General features: G+C 66.8%; 18 protein-coding genes. 16 read left to right on the top strand and 2 right to left on the bottom strand.

Translation table 11 applies throughout. The features are described 5' to 3' along the window. Window positions 1-10: 10 nt before the first annotated feature. Window positions 11-1,258 carry a DUF7096 domain-containing protein gene (locus tag GQS65_RS09120; protein ID WP_158204302.1) on the top strand — a complete coding sequence of 416 codons (1,248 nt, stop codon included), beginning with the start codon at window positions 11-13 and terminating at the stop codon, window positions 1,256-1,258. Window positions 1,259-1,340: 82 nt separating this feature from the next. Then, window positions 1,341-1,838: a type IV pilin gene (locus GQS65_RS09115; RefSeq protein WP_368280003.1), complete on the top strand. Its 498-nt coding sequence runs from the start codon at window positions 1,341-1,343 to the stop codon at window positions 1,836-1,838. A 44-nt stretch (window positions 1,839-1,882) separates the two neighbouring features. Here the strand turns inward: GQS65_RS09115 and GQS65_RS09110 are convergent, their stop codons facing one another. Beyond that, on the bottom strand, window positions 1,883-2,536 hold the full coding sequence (locus GQS65_RS09110; protein WP_158204301.1) for a methyltransferase domain-containing protein: 654 nt from the start codon (window positions 2,534-2,536) through the stop codon (window positions 1,883-1,885). 579 nt (window positions 2,537-3,115) lie between these two features. On the opposite strand from GQS65_RS09110, the gene ahaH reads away from it, so the two are divergent. From ahaH to GQS65_RS09070, 8 genes are all read left to right on the top strand, one after another. Next, window positions 3,116-3,448: an ATP synthase archaeal subunit H gene (gene ahaH, locus GQS65_RS09105; RefSeq protein WP_158204300.1), complete on the top strand. Its 333-nt coding sequence runs from the start codon at window positions 3,116-3,118 to the stop codon at window positions 3,446-3,448. Continuing rightward, the gene (locus GQS65_RS09100) at window positions 3,435-5,687 is read left to right on the top strand and encodes a V-type ATP synthase subunit I (protein ID WP_158204299.1); all 2,253 of its coding nucleotides are present in this window, start codon (window positions 3,435-3,437) and stop codon (window positions 5,685-5,687) included. The genes ahaH and GQS65_RS09100 overlap by 14 nt, the downstream gene beginning before the upstream one ends. Window positions 5,688-5,858: 171 nt before the next feature. Beyond that, window positions 5,859-6,131, top strand: a complete 273-nt coding sequence (locus tag GQS65_RS09095) for a F0F1 ATP synthase subunit C (protein ID WP_158204298.1) — start codon at window positions 5,859-5,861, stop codon at window positions 6,129-6,131. Between the two features lie 24 nt (window positions 6,132-6,155). Then, a complete protein-coding gene (locus GQS65_RS09090) occupies window positions 6,156-6,737 on the top strand; it encodes a V-type ATP synthase subunit E (protein WP_158204297.1) in 582 nt (193 codons plus the stop codon). Beyond that, on the top strand, window positions 6,734-7,789 hold the full coding sequence (locus GQS65_RS09085; RefSeq protein ID WP_158204296.1) for a V-type ATP synthase subunit C: 1,056 nt from the start codon (window positions 6,734-6,736) through the stop codon (window positions 7,787-7,789). Before GQS65_RS09090 ends, GQS65_RS09085 begins: the two co-directional genes overlap by 4 nt. Then, window positions 7,786-8,115, top strand: a complete 330-nt coding sequence (locus GQS65_RS09080; protein WP_158204295.1) for a V-type ATP synthase subunit F — start codon at window positions 7,786-7,788, stop codon at window positions 8,113-8,115. The genes GQS65_RS09085 and GQS65_RS09080 overlap by 4 nt, the downstream gene beginning before the upstream one ends. Further along, on the top strand, window positions 8,112-9,872 hold the full coding sequence (locus GQS65_RS09075) for an ATP synthase subunit A (RefSeq protein ID WP_158204294.1): 1,761 nt from the start codon (window positions 8,112-8,114) through the stop codon (window positions 9,870-9,872). Before GQS65_RS09080 ends, GQS65_RS09075 begins: the two co-directional genes overlap by 4 nt. Before the next feature lie 2 nt (window positions 9,873-9,874). Beyond that, entirely contained in the window at window positions 9,875-11,293 is a 1,419-nt protein-coding gene (locus GQS65_RS09070; RefSeq protein WP_158204293.1) for an ATP synthase subunit B, read from the top strand. Between the two features lie 34 nt (window positions 11,294-11,327). Here the strand turns inward: GQS65_RS09070 and GQS65_RS09065 are convergent, their stop codons facing one another. Next, on the bottom strand, window positions 11,328-12,347 hold the full coding sequence (locus tag GQS65_RS09065; RefSeq protein ID WP_158204292.1) for a winged helix-turn-helix domain-containing protein: 1,020 nt from the start codon (window positions 12,345-12,347) through the stop codon (window positions 11,328-11,330). Between the two features lie 249 nt (window positions 12,348-12,596). Between GQS65_RS09065 and GQS65_RS09060 the strand changes: the two genes are divergently transcribed. From GQS65_RS09060 to GQS65_RS09035, 6 genes are all read left to right on the top strand, one after another. Continuing rightward, window positions 12,597-13,205 carry a hypothetical protein gene (locus GQS65_RS09060; protein WP_158204291.1) on the top strand — a complete coding sequence of 203 codons (609 nt, stop codon included), beginning with the start codon at window positions 12,597-12,599 and terminating at the stop codon, window positions 13,203-13,205. A gap of 79 nt (window positions 13,206-13,284) precedes the next feature. Next, the gene (locus tag GQS65_RS09055; protein ID WP_158204290.1) at window positions 13,285-13,983 is read left to right on the top strand and encodes a V-type ATP synthase subunit D; all 699 of its coding nucleotides are present in this window, start codon (window positions 13,285-13,287) and stop codon (window positions 13,981-13,983) included. A 224-nt stretch (window positions 13,984-14,207) separates the two neighbouring features. Beyond that, on the top strand, window positions 14,208-14,603 hold the full coding sequence (locus GQS65_RS09050; protein WP_158204289.1) for a DUF6276 family protein: 396 nt from the start codon (window positions 14,208-14,210) through the stop codon (window positions 14,601-14,603). 47 nt (window positions 14,604-14,650) lie between these two features. Continuing rightward, complete coding sequence (locus GQS65_RS09045) at window positions 14,651-15,700, top strand: A24 family peptidase (RefSeq protein WP_368280000.1); 1,050 nt, start codon at window positions 14,651-14,653, stop codon at window positions 15,698-15,700. An 89-nt stretch (window positions 15,701-15,789) separates the two neighbouring features. After that, entirely contained in the window at window positions 15,790-16,188 is a 399-nt protein-coding gene (gene hisI / locus GQS65_RS09040; RefSeq protein WP_158204288.1) for a phosphoribosyl-AMP cyclohydrolase, read from the top strand. After that, window positions 16,181-17,350, top strand: coding sequence for a DUF7118 family protein (locus tag GQS65_RS09035; RefSeq protein WP_158204287.1), 1,170 nt, complete (start codon window positions 16,181-16,183; stop codon window positions 17,348-17,350). The genes hisI and GQS65_RS09035 overlap by 8 nt, the downstream gene beginning before the upstream one ends.

The raw sequence follows: 17,350 nt of genomic DNA, 5'->3' as shown, positions 1-17,350 counted from the left end.
CACTCGCACGATGTCCCGTGCGCTCTCGGTCGTCCTCGCGGTCTGCTGTGTCCTCTCGATGGGCATCGTGGGCCTCCCAGCGACCGACTCGCCCTCCCCACCGACGGCCGTCGACCCCACACAGGCGGAGTCCTGTGTCGACGACCCGAACGTCGGCTGCGTCGACAACTCCTCGAACTACCTCTCGCTGAACGCCAGCGACGTCGTCACCATCTCACAGAACGACACGACGCTCGACGTGTCGACTGCGGTGGCGACCGACGTGGAGGCGACGACACGGTCGTTCTCGGTCGAGGCGTTCACGAACGCCTACCGCGCCACACCGCGCGAGGACCGCCGTGCCGTCGTCGAACGCTACGGGAACGAACTGGAGAACCGGACCGCCGACCTCCGCGAACGCGAACGTGATGCGCTCCGTGCGTACAACGACGGCGACATCACCGCCGAGGAGTACCTCCGGACGCTCGCCGAGATCGACGCCAAGGCCGACGTGCTGTGGGAGCTGAGTTTCGACGTGCGAAACCGCTGGCAGGCGGCGACCGGCCAGCGCAATCGGGACCCGTACGCCGGCGTCCGTGCGGACCTCTTCGCCCTCCGCAGTCCCGTCCGCGACGAGATTCAGGCGGCGTACTCGGGGGACCGAGAACGCCTCCAGGTCCACCTGACGACGACCGACACGGGGTTCTCGCTGGCTACGTACCTCGCCGACGGTACACAGCAGGTGTACGTCCGTGAGACGTATCTCGGGTCGGTCCGTCGGGTCTCGACCGGGGACGACCGCTACGGGGACGACATCTACGACGCACTCGACCGTGTCAGGACGCTGTACCCGTGGACGCTCTCCTCTACCAACGAGCTTCCCGACCTGAACGGCTACGGCGGTGCCTACCGGGCCGACAAGACCCACCCGCAGGGACGGACGACCGTCTTCCTCGACGGGCAGAGCGGACGTGTGTTCGCCGACCACCAGCGGTCGATACTCGACCGACTCCCGGTTCGATACACGGCCGAGACCAACGCCTCCAACGGCCTCACGGTCGGGTTGGGCCAGACCCACCGTGGCGGGCCGCTCAACGTCACCGTGACCGACGAGACGGGCGAGCGCGTCCCGGCGAACGTCACCATCGACGGCCGACCCGTCGGCGAGACGGGTGACGACGGAGAGCTCTGGACGGTCACGCCGTACGGTAACAGCTTCGTCGTCCGCGCCGAACACGACGGCGAGACGGTGACCATCGTCCGGTTCGCCCGGAACTGACCGCGTCGTCGACCGCTCACGTTCTCCTCGTCCGTCTCCCGCCGGCGAACGTTGAAGTGCTATCGAGCGACCAGCGTCTCGTGTGCGCTCCGTTCGCTCCCGCCGACCGACCGTCGACCGCCGAGCGCTCACACCGGTCGTCGGCGTCCTCCTCCTCGTCGCCATCACCGTCGTCCTCGTCGGCGTTCTGAGCGCGACGCTCGTCGCCGGCGTCGGGACGACGGACCTCTCGCCACCGGCGACGGCGTCGATGGACTGCTCGGCCGACGCCGAGGCCGACCGACTGACACTCACGCATCGCGGTGGCGAGACGCTCACCCCGGCCACGCTCCGCGTACGCGTATCCGTGAACGGCGTCCCGCTCGCCCGTCAGCCACCGGTCCCCTTCTTCGCCAGCGAGGGCTTCGAGAGCGGCCCCACCGGTCCGTTCAACAGCGCGTGGTCCCGGCGGTGGACGGCGGGAACGAGCGCGTCGCTCGCGCTCGCGGGGACGAACCCACGACTCGACGCGGGCGACGTGGTCCGCGTCCGACTGTGGCACGACGCGTCGCTCGTCGCGGACTGTCCGGCGACGGCGTGACGCCGGGGACGGCGTCGTACCACGGAGAAAGGGTCCTCGGCGGCTCAGTCGTCGGCCGCGAGCGGCTCTTCGGCCTTCGCTTCCGGTACTTTCGCCACCGTCGTGATGGCGATTTCGGGGTTGTAGCTCGGCCCCTGGAGGTGGTGTTCGAACTCCTCGTAGCCGGCCTCCTCGAACATGCGGTCGGCCTCGGCCTCGTCGTAGAACAGCATGATGGCGTCGGCGAGTTTCTGGAACACCGTCGAGTGGGGGTAGTTCGGCCCGACGACGAGGACGGCTCCGCCGGGTTCGACGACGCGGCGGAACTCCTCTAAGGCGGCGACGGGGTTCGGCCAGTACTCGATAGAGCCCGAGGACCAGAGCGCGTCGAAGGTGTCGTCGGCGAACGGGAGGCGTTCGGCGTCGCCGCGGTAGAACTTCACCTGCTCGTTCTTGCCGAACTTCGCCCACGCCTTCTCCAGTTGGTGGATGGACTGGTCGAGGCCGTGGACGTGCTCGGTGCGTTCGAGCAGGCCCTCGGTGGCGAAGCCGGTGCCACAGCCGACGTCGAGCACCACGTCGCCCGCCTCGATGCCGAACAGGTCCAGCGCCTCGGTGCGCATCTCCTCGTTCCAGATGAACGGGTTGATCTCGTCGTACACCTTCGAGAGGTACTTGTAGAACAGCCGCGCCCGGGCCTTGTTTTCGAGCACTCCCATTTTCCCGTGAGTAGGGGGGTCGTGCGCTTAGTTCTGCGGATTCGCGGCTAGCAGCGATATCTCCGGCTTCGTTCGACGGGACCGCTCGAATCGGTTGAACGTCTCTGAAGCCCTCGCGCTCTCGTGGGCCGCGGCTCGCTGTGCGTGGTTCGAAAGGCGCGCCGCGCCTTTCGTCATCACGAGAGAGCTTTGCTCTCTCGAACGACTTCGTTCGCTACCGCTCACTGCAGTGCTTGCGTCGCCGAGGCACACACGAGACCGCTCGTCTTTCACCCGCTAAGGCCGCCACGGCACGGCAGCCCTGCCCTTCCCCGAGTCGCGCGACTTCGCTATCGCTCAGTCCACGCTCCCGGCCGTACGGTTGCGGAGACACCGGTACGCCGTACCGTGAACGAGCGAAGCGAGCGAGCGGGCCGACCGAACCGTCGAACGAGTGCCGGAGGCACGAGAGAGGCGGTGACCGAGGCTTTTGGTCCAGCTTTTACACTGCCGGGGTCGCCCCGCGACCCCGGCGCGTGGTGAAAAGGTGGGATGGCAAGATGCAAATAGGCCCTTGACCAACCTCCGCCTGACATAATTATGGCGAGACCCGAGGTCCTGGACCGCATCAAGCAGGCCGAGCGCGAGGCCGACGAGATCGTCGAGGAGGCGGAAGCCGACCGCGACGAGCGCATCTCGGAGGCTCGTGACCGCGCCGACGAGATCCGTGAACAGGCGCGTGCCGAGGCCGACGAGATGGAGACCGAACGCCTCGCAGAGGCCCGTGCACAGATCGAGGAGGAGCGCGAGACCATCCTCGAACGTGGCCGTGCCGAGCGCGAAGAGCTCGAGAACCGTGCGTCGAGCCGCGAGGAAGAGGTCGTCGAGGAGGTGTTAGACCGCTTCACGGAGGCTGTCCATGCTCAGACCTGAGCGGATGAGCCGGGTCTCGGTGACCGGCTCGAAAGCCGTGATGGACGACGTCATCGAGACCGTCCACGACCTCCGACTGCTCCACGTCACCGACTACGACGGTGCGTGGGCGGGGTTCGACTCCGGATCGCCCGCCGAGGGCGCGGACGCCGCCTCCGAGAAACTCGTGACCGTGCGCTCGCTCCAGAGCATCCTCGGCGTCGAAGACGAGGACGCGGGACCGGCCCGCATCGTCACCGAAGACGCCCTGGAGAACGAACTCGAAGAGATCCGAACGACGGTCAACGACCTGGACGACCAGCGCAGTGACCTGCGCGACGAACTCCGTGCCGTCGAGGACCGCATCTCGACGATGGAGCCGTTCGCCCGACTCGGCATCGACCTCGACCTGCTACAGGGCTACGACAGCCTGTCGGTCGCGGTCGGTGAGGGCGACGAGGAGCGCGTCCGCCGTGCGCTCGCCGACGCCGACGTCGACGATTATCGCATCGACAGCGCGGACGGCGTGCTCGCCGTCTTCGCCCGCACCGACGACCTCGACGACATCCTCGTCAGTGCGGACTTCACGGGCTACGCGATTCCCGACGCACAGGGGAGTCCCGACGAGTACCTCTCGGAACTCGAACACGAGCGCGAACAGCTCCAGTCGAAGCTCCGGACGGTCGACGACCGACTCGAAGAACAGCGTCTCGACGTCGGCGGGTTCCTGCTCGCCGCCGAGGAGACGCTCGCCATCGACGTCGAGCGTCGCGAGGCACCGCTCTCGTTCGCCACGACGGAGAACGCCTTCGTCGCGGAGGGCTGGATTCCGACGACCCGGTTCGTGGACCTCGCCGAGGGCCTCTACGAGGAGGTCGGCGACCACGTCGAAGTCGACGAACTCGAACGCGCCCAGTACGACGGTGAGGGCAAGGTCATCAGCCGCGAGGAGGTCGGCGGTCGGGACGCCCCCGGCACGCCCGACCCGACGGCGGCGGACGGCGGGCAGGTCCGGGCCGACGGCGGGTCGGACGTGAGCGCCGAACGCGGCGTCCACGGCCGGACCGACACCAACCCGCCGGTCGTCCAGAAGAACCCGTCGGGCGTCAGCCCCTACGAGGCGCTGGTGCAGGTCATCAACCGCCCGAAGTACTCCGAGATCGACCCGACCATCTTCGTCTTCCTGACGTTCCCCATCTTCTTCGGGCTGATGATCGGTGATCTCGGCTACGGTCTGCTCTACATCGCGCTGGGCTGGTTCCTGGCGACGCGCTTCGACAGCGACGTCGTCAAGAGTCTCGGCGGTGTCGGCATCTTCGCCGGTGTGTTCACCGCCATCTTCGGCATCCTGTACGGGGAGATATTCGGACTGCACGTGCTCGGTGAAGTCATGTTCAACGGCCACCCACCGTTCCACAAGGGGCTCCAACCCGCCTACGAGGAGTACGCCCTGCTGTGGCTGACGGTGAGCGTGCTGTTCGGCATCATCCACCTCGCTATCGGCTGGATCGTCGACTTCTACCAGCACCTCGACCACGGCCTCGGTGAGGCGGTGCTCGAATCCGGGTCGTGGCTCGTCATGATGTTCGGTCTGTGGGGCTGGATCTTCAGCTACGCGCTGGAAGGCACCTCGCCCGGCTTCATGGTCGGTGAGGACAGCGTCTTCAACGGCAACCCCGTGGACCTCGGGTTCACTGGACTGCCGGCGTTCGACCTGTTCACGATTCCGGGAGCACTCCCGTTCGTCGGTGGCACTGCCATCTCGGCGTGGATAATCGTGTTCCTCGTGGGGATCGTCATGCTCTACATGGCCTCGCCCATCGAGGTCGTCGAGTTCCTCAACGTGCTGGTGAACGTGCTGTCGTACACGCGACTCGCGGCGGTGTTGCTCGCCAAGGCGGGGATGGCGTTCGTCGTCAACCTGCTCGTGTTCGGTGCCTACGAACACGACGGCGAGTGGCACTTCATCTTCACGGAGGGCTACAGCGTCGCGGAGGTCACCGCCGAGTACGGTCAGGAGGCGCTCATCTTCCCCGGTCTGGTCAACGGTGAGGGGGCCGTCGCGGTGCTCCTCGGGGCCATCGGGGGCATCCTCCTGCTCGTCGTCGGCCACGCGCTGGTGCTCGTCCTCGGTATCACGAGCGCCGGCCTGCAGGCCGTGCGACTGGAGTACGTCGAGTTCTTCGGCAAGTTCTTCGAGGGTGGCGGCGAGGAGTACTCGCCGTTCGGCTACGAACGCCACTACACCACCGAGGACTGACTCGGCTCGACTTCCTCTCCGTCCTCCTCGTTCGGGAGCGACGGCTATCACTCGTGGTAGCGCGACACATCCGGAGTACGGGCCGATATCCGTAGACGAACTTGGGAAGCTTTATGGATGCGCTGAGGTGATTCTGAACCGTTCGGTTACGAGCGAACCATACACGGAACCATGCTAGAGCAATTCGTCATGTTCGTCACGTCGTTTGCACCGCTTCTTCAGGAAGGGGCCGCCTCCTCTCCCGCAATCCCACCGCAGGCCGCCGCGGCACTCGCCGTCGGTCTCGCAGCGTTCGGTGCGGGGTACTCCCAGCGCGGTATCGGTGCGGCCGCCGTTGGCGCCGTCGCCGAGGACGACAGCCTGTTCGGTCGGGGCCTGATTCTGACGGTCCTTCCCGAGACGCTGGTCATCCTCGCGCTGGTCACCCTCTTCGTGGCTGGGTAAACACCACACCGTTTTCTCCACGTCATGAGCCTTGATACGGTCGTAGAGGACATCCGAGACGAAGCCCGCGCGCGTGCGGAACAGATCCGTTCGGACGCCGATGAGCGTGCCGAGGGGATCGTCGCCGACGCCGAGGCCGACGCCGAGGATATCCTCGAAGAGCGACGCCAGGCGGTGCAACGACAGATCGAACAGGAACGCGAGCAGACGCTCTCCAGCGCGAAACTCGAGGCCAAGCAGATGCGCCTCGAAGCGCGCCGTGACGTCCTCGAAGACGTCCGGGAGACCGCAGAACAGCGCACCGCGTCGATGGAGGAGGGCCGCGAGGAGCTCACCCGTGCGCTGCTCGAGGACGCTGCCACGGAGTTCGCCGACGACGCGACGGTTCGCGTCTACGGCCGTGCGGACGACGAGGCGCTCATCACGGACATCCTCGCCGACTACGACGACTACGAGTTCGCCGGGGAGCGCGACTGCCTCGGGGGCGTCGTCGTCGAGAGCGACCGGTCGCGTGTTCGTGTGAACAACACCTTCGACTCCGTCCTCGACGACGTCTGGGAGGACAACCTCCGGGAGGTCAGTTCGGAGCTGTTCGACGAACGATGAGTGCCAGCAACGAGGCATCGAACTACGAGTACGTCACTACTCGCGCGAAGTCCCGTCGGGCCGCGCTGTTCGACGCGGACGACTACCGCAAACTCGTTCGCATGGGGCCGGGAGAGATCGCCCGCTTCATGGAGGAGAGCGAGTACGAAGCCGAGATGAACGCGCTCGGCGCGCGCTACTCGGGGGTCGACCTCATCGAGTACGCGCTGAACCGGAACCTCGCGAAGCACTTCAACGACCTGCTCCGGTTCGCCGAGGGCAAACTGTACGACTACATCGCCCGCTACCTGCGGAAGTTCGACGCGTGGAACATCAAGACGGTCATCCGCGGCGTCTACGCCGACTCCGAGCGCCAGGAGATAGAGGACGACCTCATCCGGGCGGGCGAACTCCCGCCACGGACCATCGACCGTCTGCTGGAGGCCGACTCCATCGAGGGGATCGTCGAGCGACTCGACGGGACCATCTACGAGGACCCGCTGGTCGCCGCCTACGAGGACTACGAGGCGGCCGGCGTGCTCGTCCCGCTGGAGAACGCGGTCGACCGGGCGTACTACCAGCTGCTGCTCGCGGACGTGCCGGCAGAGCCCGACCGTGCGACGCGGCTCTACGTCGAGTTCCTGCAGGCCGAAATCGACTTCCGCAACATGCGCAACGCACTCCGGCTCTCGCGGTCGGGCGCGGACATCGACCCGGCGGAGTACTACATCCCCGGCGGGCGGCTGTTCTCCCCGACCGAGATTCAGGGGCTCGTCAACAACCCCGACCAGCTCGTCGAGCGCATCCGCACCTCGACGTACGGTGACGACCTGGACCGCGCGCTCGACGACCTCGACGCCGCGGGCAGTCTCATCGAGTTCGAACTCGCGCTCGAACGGGCGCTGCTGGAGTACTCCGGTCAGCTGTCGAACCGCTACCCGCTGTCGGTCTGTCCGGTGCTCGCGTACATCCTCGCGAAGGAGCGCGAGGTCGACAACATCCGGGCCATCGCACGCGGGAAGGAAGCCGGCCTGACGGCCGAAGAGATCGAAGAGGAGCTGGTCGTCCAATGAGCCAGGAGATCGCCGTCGTCGGCAGCCCCGACTTCACGACGGGGTTCCGACTCGCGGGTGTGCGCCGCTTTGCGAACGTTCCCGACGACGACAAGGCCGAGGAGCTCGACGATGCAGTCGAGCAGATGCTCGCCGCAGAGGACGTCGGCATCATCGTGATGCACGACGAGGACCTCGACCACCTCTCGCGGAACACGCGCAAGAGCGTGGAGACGAGCGTCGAACCGGTGCTCGTCACGCTCGGTGGGAGCGGGAGCAGCAGCGGCCTTCGAGAGCAGATCAAACGCGCCATCGGCATCGACCTGATGGATGAGGACCAACAATGAGTCAAGCACAAGACATCGACATCGATGACGCCGACGGTGTCATCGAGAGCGTGAGCGGCCCCGTCGTGGTCGCCACGGACCTCGGCGCCCGGATGAACGACGTCGTCTACGTCGGCGACGAAGGGCTGATGGGCGAGGTCATCGAAATCGAAGGGAACCTGACCACGATTCAGGTGTACGAGGAGACGTCGGCCGTCTCGCCGGGTGAACCCGTGCTCAACACGGGCGAACCGCTGAGCGTCGACCTCGGGCCGGGCATGCTGGACACCATCTACGACGGCGTCCAGCGCCCGCTGGACGTGCTCGAAGAGCAGATGGGCGCGTTCCTCGACCGTGGGGTCGACGCCCCCGGTATCGACCTCGAGAAGGAGTGGGAGTTCACCCCCGAGGTCGCGGTCGGTGACGAACTCGAAGCCGGCGACGTCGTCGGCACCGTCCCCGAGACCGAGAGCATCGACCACAAGGTCATGGTGCCACCCGACTTCGCCGGCGGCGAGGTCGAGTCCGTCGAGGAGGGGTCGTTCACGGTCACCGAGGCCGTCGTCACCCTCGATTCGGGCGAGGAGATCACGATGCGCCAGGAGTGGCCGGTTCGGAAGTCCCGTCCCACCGTCGACAAGCAGACCCCGACGACGCCGCTCGTCTCCGGTCAGCGCATCCTCGACGGCCTGTTCCCGCTCGCGAAGGGCGGGACCGCGGCCATCCCCGGCCCGTTCGGGTCGGGCAAGACCGTCACCCAGCAGAGTCTGGCGAAGTTCGCCGACGCCGACATCGTCGTCTACATCGGCTGTGGCGAGCGCGGCAACGAGATGACGGAGGTCATCGAGGACTTCCCGGAACTGCCCGACCCGCAGACCGGGAACCCGCTGATGAGTCGGACGTGCCTCATCGCCAACACCTCGAACATGCCCGTCGCAGCGCGTGAGTCCTGTGTCTACACGGGTATCACCATCGCGGAGCACTACCGCGACATGGGCTACGACGTCGCGTTGATGGCCGACTCCACCTCGCGGTGGGCCGAGGCCATGCGCGAGATCTCTTCCCGACTGGAGGAGATGCCCGGCGAGGAGGGGTACCCCGCGTACCTCGCCGCTCGCCTCAGCGGCTTCTACGAGCGTGCCGGCTACTTCGAGAACATGAACGGCACCGAGGGCTCCATCTCGGTCATCGGGGCCGTCTCGCCGCCCGGCGGCGACTTCTCGGAGCCGGTGACGCAGAACACGCTGCGTATCGTCAAGACGTTCTGGGCGCTGGACGCGGACCTCGCCGAACGGCGGCACTTCCCGGCGATCAACTGGAACGAGTCGTACTCGCTGTACCGCGAACAGCTCGACCCGTGGTTCGTCGACAACATCGACGACGACTGGGCCGACACGCGCCAGTGGGCCGTCGACACGCTCGACGAGGAGGGCGAACTCCAGGAGATCGTTCAGCTCGTCGGCAAGGACGCACTGCCCGAGGACCAGCAGCTCACCCTCGAAGTCGCACGCTACCTGCGTGAGGCGTGGCTCCAGCAGAACGCGTTCCACGACGAGGACCGCTACTGCCCGCCGGAGAAGACGTTCCTCATGCTGACGGCCATCAAGACGTTCAACGACGAGGGGTTCGAGGCGCTCGACGCGGGCGTCCCGGTCCCCGAGATCACGTCCGTCGAGGCCGCCCCCAAGCTCAACCGCATGGGCACCGCCTCGGACTACGAGGAGTACATCGCAGACCTGAAAGAGGAGCTCACCGCGCAACTGCGCGACCTCTACTAACCATGAAGGAATTCAAAACCATCACGGAGATCAGCGGCCCGCTGGTGTTCGTCGAGACCGAAGAGCCGATCGGGTACGACGAGATGGTCGAGATCGAGACCCCCAACGGCGACGTCCGTCGTGGACAGGTGCTCGAATCGACCAGCGACTTCGTCGCCGTACAGGTGTTCGAGGGGACCTCCGGTATCGACCGTCAGTCCTCCGTTCGCTTCCTCGGCGAGACCCTGAAGATGCCCGTCACCGAGGACCTCCTCGGTCGCGTCCTCGACGGGTCCGGTCGACCCATCGACGGCGGTCCCGAGATCGTCCCGGACGAACGCCGCGACATCGTCGGTGCGGCCATCAACCCGACGGCACGCGAGTACCCCGAGGAGTTCATCCAGACCGGTGTGAGCAGCATCGACGGGATGAACACGCTGGTTCGTGGGCAGAAACTGCCCATCTTCTCGGCGTCGGGGCTCCCCCACAACGACCTCGCACTGCAGGTCGCCCGACAGGCGACCGTCCCCGAGGACGTCGCGGAGGACGGCGAGGGCGAGAGCGAGTTCGCAGTGGTGTTCGGCGCGATGGGTATCACCGCCGAGGAGGCCAACGAGTTCATGGACGACTTCGAGCGCACCGGCGCGCTCGAACGCTCGGTCGTCTTCACGAACCTCGCGGACGACCCCGCCGTCGAGCGGACGGTCACGCCGCGGATGGCGCTCACGACCGCCGAGTACCTCGCGTTCGACAAGGGCTACCACGTACTGGTCATCCTCACGGACATGACCAACTACTGCGAGGCGCTGCGCGAGATCGGTGCCGCGCGTGAGGAGGTACCGGGCCGACGTGGCTACCCCGGGTACATGTACACCGACCTGGCCACCATCTACGAGCGTGCCGGTCGTATCGAGGGTCGTGAGGGCTCGGTCACTCAAATTCCTATCCTCACGATGCCCGGCGACGACGACACCCACCCGATTCCCGACCTGACGGGCTACATCACGGAGGGGCAGATCATGATGGACCGCGACCTCAACTCGCAGGGCTACCAGCCGCCGGTCAACGTGCTGCCGAGCCTCTCGCGACTGATGGACGACGGGATCGGCGAGGGGCTGACCCGTTCGGACCACGCCGGTGTCTCCGACCAGCTCTACGCCGCGTACGCGGAGGGTGAGGACCTGCGTGACCTCGTGAACATCGTCGGTCGTGAAGCGCTCGACGAGCGTGACAACCGGTATCTCGACTTCGCAGAGCGCTTCGAGAAGGAGTTCGTCGACCAGGGCTTCCACACCGACCGCTCCATCGAGGACACCCTCGACGTCGCGTGGGACCTGCTGTCGATGTTCCCCAAGTCGGAACTCAACCGCGTCGACGAAGAGGAGATCGAGAAGTACTACGAGGAAGACGAGTCCGAGACCGTCGAAGCGACCGCGGACTGACGGACTCGGTGGTTCGCTCGTTCTTTCGTTTTTCTCACGAGAGTTGTGCTGGACGGTGTCCCACGAGCAGCGGGCTCAGCCATCGGTAGATTCGGAAGCCGCCTGCCTCGTGACGTCGACGACCGAGAGGTCGTCGTCCACGGTCAGGGTGAGTGCCTCGCTGTCGACGGTGAACGTGAGGCGAACCTCGAACGGGTCGACCGAGACGACTTCCTCGTCGTAGTCCGTGAGCGACTGTAACGCCCTGTCGAGGCGTTCGGGAGCCAGGGGGATTGATGCCGTGTTCGGTGAAGAACGCGAGCAACTCGGTGGTGGCCAGCAAACATCCCGGCGCGATGAGGTGACTCGTTCGATTACAGTTCCGACAGTGTGTGTGGAACTGGACTGCGTAGCGGTGTTCACACAGCTCGCAGTAGCCAGCCGAGGCGTCGTGGTCCGTGCAGACGGTCACCGAGTGGTCCAGCGGTGCGGAACAGCGCGAACAGACTCCGGTGCTCGCGACCAGGAAATCGGCGTGTCGCCACGTCCAGGCCGCTTCCAGCACCCCATCGGCGGTTCGTCCACGGATGCCTGCCGGTGGGAACAGGAAGAATCCGAGCGTTCCGTAGTCGGTGAACCGTCTGTCCTGTGACCGCGCGTGCCGCATGAAACCGGGGCACTCGGTGCAGTTCATCTCGACACGGGCGTGCTGAAAGCCCACCTCGATGGGAGCACCACAGTAGGGACACCGTTCGTCGACTCGTGTCGGTTCGACGACGGGGGTGTCGGTCACCGCCCCCGCGAGGACGGCCTCGACCACGCGTCGCCCCGCCTCCCACAGGTCGTACCCCTCGTCTCGCTTCCGGACGAAGTGCCCCACGAGTTTGTCCAGGTGGTAGCTGAAGTTCGAGGCGTCGTCGTACTCAACCCGCTCGAACAGTTCGGAGTACGCGAGCGGTCGCTCGGCCGCACCGAGCGTCTGTAGGATATCGAGGCGGGTCTCGTCGCCCAGCACGCCGAACGCGTCGTCGGGTGACAGTGCCGATGTCGTTTCTCTCCCACTGTCGGCCGTCATACACTCGCTACGTGGTAGGGGTACGTAACTCCCGGTCGTGGTCGCCCTCCTCGCACCAGTTCGTTGACCCGTGACGACTCGGCGGCCACCCGTCCGGCCCGGTGGCCGAAGCCGACGGTACGAACTGGTCGATAGAACCACCATAATTTCATACGGATTACAGCTATTGCTGTCTCGTCTCTGTACGTAACCGTCATGACACGGAATGATGCGATTCGATGGGGTGCACTCGAACTACGGAGTCCGCGGTTGTTCCTCGTCGCCGCAGTGCTGTTCGGCGTCGCCGCGGCGTTCGCAGTGGCTGGTATGGTGACTGGCGCGGACCGCCTCGACCTGCTCGTGGGAGAAGCGTTCATCGCCGCTGGCTGGGTCGCCGGTCTCGTCGGACTGCTCGGCTTGTATCCCAGACTTTCCGACCGGAGCCGCTGGTTGGCCCGTGCTGGCGGCGTCTTCGCCGTCCTCGGCCTGGTAGCGTTCGTATTCTTGGGTGGGGCGTCTCTCGCCGCGTTCGTCACGGGGGCTGCCGTAGAGCGTGGGGGTGCAATCGGTGGATTACCGCTCGCGTTCGTCTTCCCCGGAATCATCGCCGGGAGTCTCTTGGCGTTCTCGTCGTTCAGTGTAGCTAGCCTCCGTGCCGGCGTCCATTCCCGGACTGTCAGTGTTCTCTTGGCGGTCCCATCCGCCATCTTCGTCGCGAACGTCGCTACCCCGGCCATCCCCGGACGTGAGTTCGTCACCCTCGGTATCGTCTGTGGACTGGCGCTGACGATGTTCGCTATCGGGTACACTCTCCGGACAGCAGACTCCCCGAGCGAGCGCAGAGACGTGGAACCGTCGCCGGACTCGGCGGCGAGGTGATAACTGTGACCGACCGGATGTCGACACCCGGTACGGAGTGGAAAGGCGTAAGTCCCACAAACTGGAAGAACGACGCAACATGGCCAAGGACGTCAAGCCGACGCGAAAGAACCTCATGGCGATCGAGGACCGCATCGACCTCTCCGAGCGCGGTCACGGGACGCTGGAGAAGAAGCGTGACGGCCTCATCATGGAGTTCATGGACATCCTCGACCAGGCACAGGACGTCCGTTCGGACCTCGACGACGCCTACACCGACGCCCAGCGCAACATCAACATGGCCCGCGCGATGGACGGCGACGTCGCCGTCCGCGGGGCCGCCGCCGCACTCAAAGAACACCCCGAGATCACCACGCAGTCGAAGAACATCATGGGCGTCGTCGTCCCGCAGATCGAGTCCTCGAAGGTCAAGAAGAGCCTCGACCAGCGTGGCTACGGTGTCGTCGGCACCTCCGCCCGTATCGACGAGGCCGCCGAGGCCTACGAGGAACTGCTCGAACAGATCATCCTCGCCGCCGAGGTCGAGACGGCGATGAAGAAGATGCTCGAGGAGATCGAGACCACCAAGCGCCGCGTCAACGCCCTGGAGTTCAAACTCCTCCCCGACCTCTACGACGCACAGGACTACATCGAGCAGAAACTCGAAGAGCAAGAGCGCGAGGAGATCTTCCGCATGAAGAAGATCAAGGCCAAGAAAGAAGAAGAAGAGAAGGCCGAGGCCGGCGTCACCGAGGGCGACGAGGAGATCAAACGCGAGACGATTACGGCGGACGACTAACGCCCACCTTTTATCCACGCGCCGGGTCGCTCCGGCCCCGGCAGTGTAAACGCTGGAGCAAAAGGATTCGGTCACCGCCTCGCTCCGCTCGACGGTTCAATCACCCCGCTCGCTCGTTGCACTCGCTCGCGGCACAATCGAGGGCCGCACTGCTACCACGGCGACCCACCGCTACTCACCTGCATTTCTACCACCCTTTTCACGGAGGCCCCGAATCTCGACGTATGAGCGACCTCTGTCCGCACTGTGACGCACCGCTGTTGGCCTTCTCCGTCCCCGACGAACTCGCCGACCACGCGCCCGACGACTCCGGCGTGGCCGCCATCTGCTCGCGCTGTCTCACCCTCCACGACGCCGAGAGCGCGCCGAGCGAGACGGAGTTCGAGCGTATCAGCGAGGAGTTCCCGACCGGCGAGGCCGGCGCGGCGATGGCGCTCGCCGTCGGCTACCTCGACTCGCTGGCACTGCACCGCCGGGACATCGACGCGGCGATGGACGTCGTCGAACACGAGGGATCGGACCCGCTGATGCTGCTCGACCGACTCTCCGCGCAGGGGTCGCTCCAGCCGGCGGTCGACCTCCAGCGCCGTCGCCACCAGGTCGAGCAGTTGCGCGGGTAAACACACGTTCCCTGAAGTTTTAATCCGATCGGGAGGTGAGCGTCGCTGTGTTCCTCGACAGCGTCACGCAGGTCGCCTCCGTCCCGGACCTGCTCCGACTCCTCGCCGTCCCGGTGTTCGCCTGGGCGGCGTACCACGACCTGCGGACGCGCCGGGTCGCCAACGTGACCTGGCTCCCGCTGTTCGTCCTCGGGGCGGTCCTGCTGGCGGTCGAGGGGTGGGCCGCGCTGTCGGCCCCCGCCGGGTCGTTCGAGCGCTACGCGTTCACCGTCCGAGCGGTCGTGAGTCTCGGTATCGTCGCACCGCTCGGCTTCCTCTTCTGGCGACTGGGCGGGTTCGGCGGTGCGGACGCGAAGGCGCTCATCGCCCTCGCGGTCCTCCTGCCGACGTATCCGACGTACTACCTCCCCGGAGCGGTGCTCCCGCTCGAACCGAGTTCGCTCGGCGTCTTCTCGCTGACCGTCCTCACGAACACGGTGCTCGTCGGTCTGGCCTACCCGCTCGTCCTCGGCGTGCGGAACCTGCTGGCGGGCCACCGCTCGGTGCTGATGTTCCTGGGAAAACCCGTCGACAGCGCCGTCGTCGACGCGGAGTACGGACGACTGCTGGAGACGACCGAGGGTCGTTCACGCGCTGGTCTGGACCTCGACGCCCTGCGGATGTACCTGCGCTGGCGCGGGACGGACCTCCGAGCGCTCCTCGACGCACCCGAAGCCCACCGCGACCCCACCAGCGTCGGTGTGACGTCCGCGCCGGGTGACGGTGCCATCGAGGACGAGCGTGTGGCGACCGACGGCGGTGCGGTCGTCTCCGACGTGTCGGACGCGCAGGCGGCCCGCGCCGAGACCGACGCCTCGTCCGCCGAACCGTTCGACGACCCGTGGGGGGCGGCCGCCTTCCTCGCCGACATCGATGGCGACGCCTACGGGACGACTCCCGACGGCCTCCGAGCGGGCATCGAGGTGCTCGTCGAGCGCGACCGGGTGTGGCTCAGCCCCGGTCTCCCGTTCATCGTCCCGATGTTCGTCGGTCTGCTCGTCGCGTTCGTCTACGGCGACCTGCTGTTCGCGGCGTTGCAGGCGGTCGGTCTCGTCTGAACGGCCGGTCGTCGGCCGAGTCGGTCGGGTCGGCCGCTCCCGGTGGCGACGACAAAAGGCCTATTCGGCCGGTCCGCGTTCTCTCGGGCATGACCGTCGACATCGAGTTCGGCGACGACGGGTTGGTCCCCGCCGTCGCGCAGGACGCCGACTCCGGCGAGGTGGTGATGCTCGCCTACGCCTCCCCCGAGGCCGTCGAGCGAACCCACGAGACGGGGCTGGCACACTACTACTCCCGGTCGCGCGAGGAACTGTGGCAGAAGGGAGCGACGAGCGGCAACGTCCAGCGCGTTCGGGAGGTGCGTGTCGACTGTGACGCCGACGCGCTGCTCTACCTCGTCGACCAGGAGGGCGGGGCGTGTCACACCGGCCACGAGAGCTGTTTCCACCGGTCGATCGAGTCGGTCGACGCCGACGGAGCGGGCGCGACAGCAGGGGTGAGGACCGTCGGGGAACGCGTCTTCGACCCCGACGAGGTGTATGAGTGACGCGGCCTCGGTCGGTGAGGGCGACACCGCGTCGCTGGCTACCGACCTGAACCGGGCCGCAGAGCGCCTCCACGCCGCCCGCGAGCGTGTCGCCGAGGTCGGGCGCGCTGACCTCGACCGGGCGGCTACCGCCTACCGCGACCTCGTGGCGACGCTGGACCGCCACGAGGAGGAAGCCACCGGCTACGGCGAGTTCGAGAAGTACATCGCCTTCCAGGAGGCGGTCGCCGATGTCATCGACGGACTCGACGACGACCTCCCGGAACGCGAGGCGTTCGACGACGCCGACGAGGCGCTCCAGCAACAGACCCTCTCGACCAGTGACTTCGACCGGGCCCGCGAGGCGCTCGCCCCCGTGGCCGACCTCGCCGACCTTCTCGAGGAGTACGAGTCCGCTCGCGGGGCCTACCGGGACGCTCGCCGTGCGGTCCTCGCTCGCCGGAACGACCTCCGAGAGCGCCGTGACCGCCTCGCCGACCTCGGGCGACTCGGCGCGGCCGACCTCGAGGCGCCCGTCGAACGGCTCCGCGACCCCATCGCGTCCTACGACGAGGCGGTCCGTGAGGCGTTTGCGAGCTACCGTCGGGAGACGAGCACCCGCGACCTGCTCGACCTCGTGGCGACGGCCGCCGCGGACTACCCGCTGGTCGGGTTCGACGCTCCGCCCCAGCGTCTCCGTGAGTTCGTCGCCGCCGCCCCCGCCGCCGAGAAGCCGCTCCCGGACCTGCTCGACCTCGCGGACTACTCGAACTCGAAGCTGAGCCACTACGTCGACGACCCGCGGGCGCTCAAGGGGGCGGTCGCCACGAACCGGACGTACCTCGAACGTCTCGACGCCGACCCGTTGACCGTCGCGTGGCCGCCCCGCCCTGCCGACGAACTGCGCTGGCGGACCCGCGAACTGCTCGCGGTGGTCTCGCGGTTCGCCGACGAGGAGTGCGTCGTCCGCCTGCGAGCAGTCCGCGACCTGCCGCGCCGAGACGACTACGAGCGTCTCCGCGAGAGCGCACGGGCCCGAACCCAGCTCTCGGACGAGGAGCGCGAACGGGTCGCTTCGGGGGCGGTCGAGCGTGACCTCGACCGGGTCCGCGAGGAACTGGCGACCGCCGAGGACGCGCTGGACGACCACCCGCCGCTCGACGGGTTGCCGGCGCTGAACTGA

Origin of the sequence: Halomarina oriensis, assembly GCF_009791395.1 — an archaeon.
Taxonomy (GTDB): domain Archaea; phylum Halobacteriota; class Halobacteria; order Halobacteriales; family Haloarculaceae; genus Halomarina; species Halomarina oriensis.
This window is presented reverse-complemented; position numbering and strand designations above follow the sequence as displayed.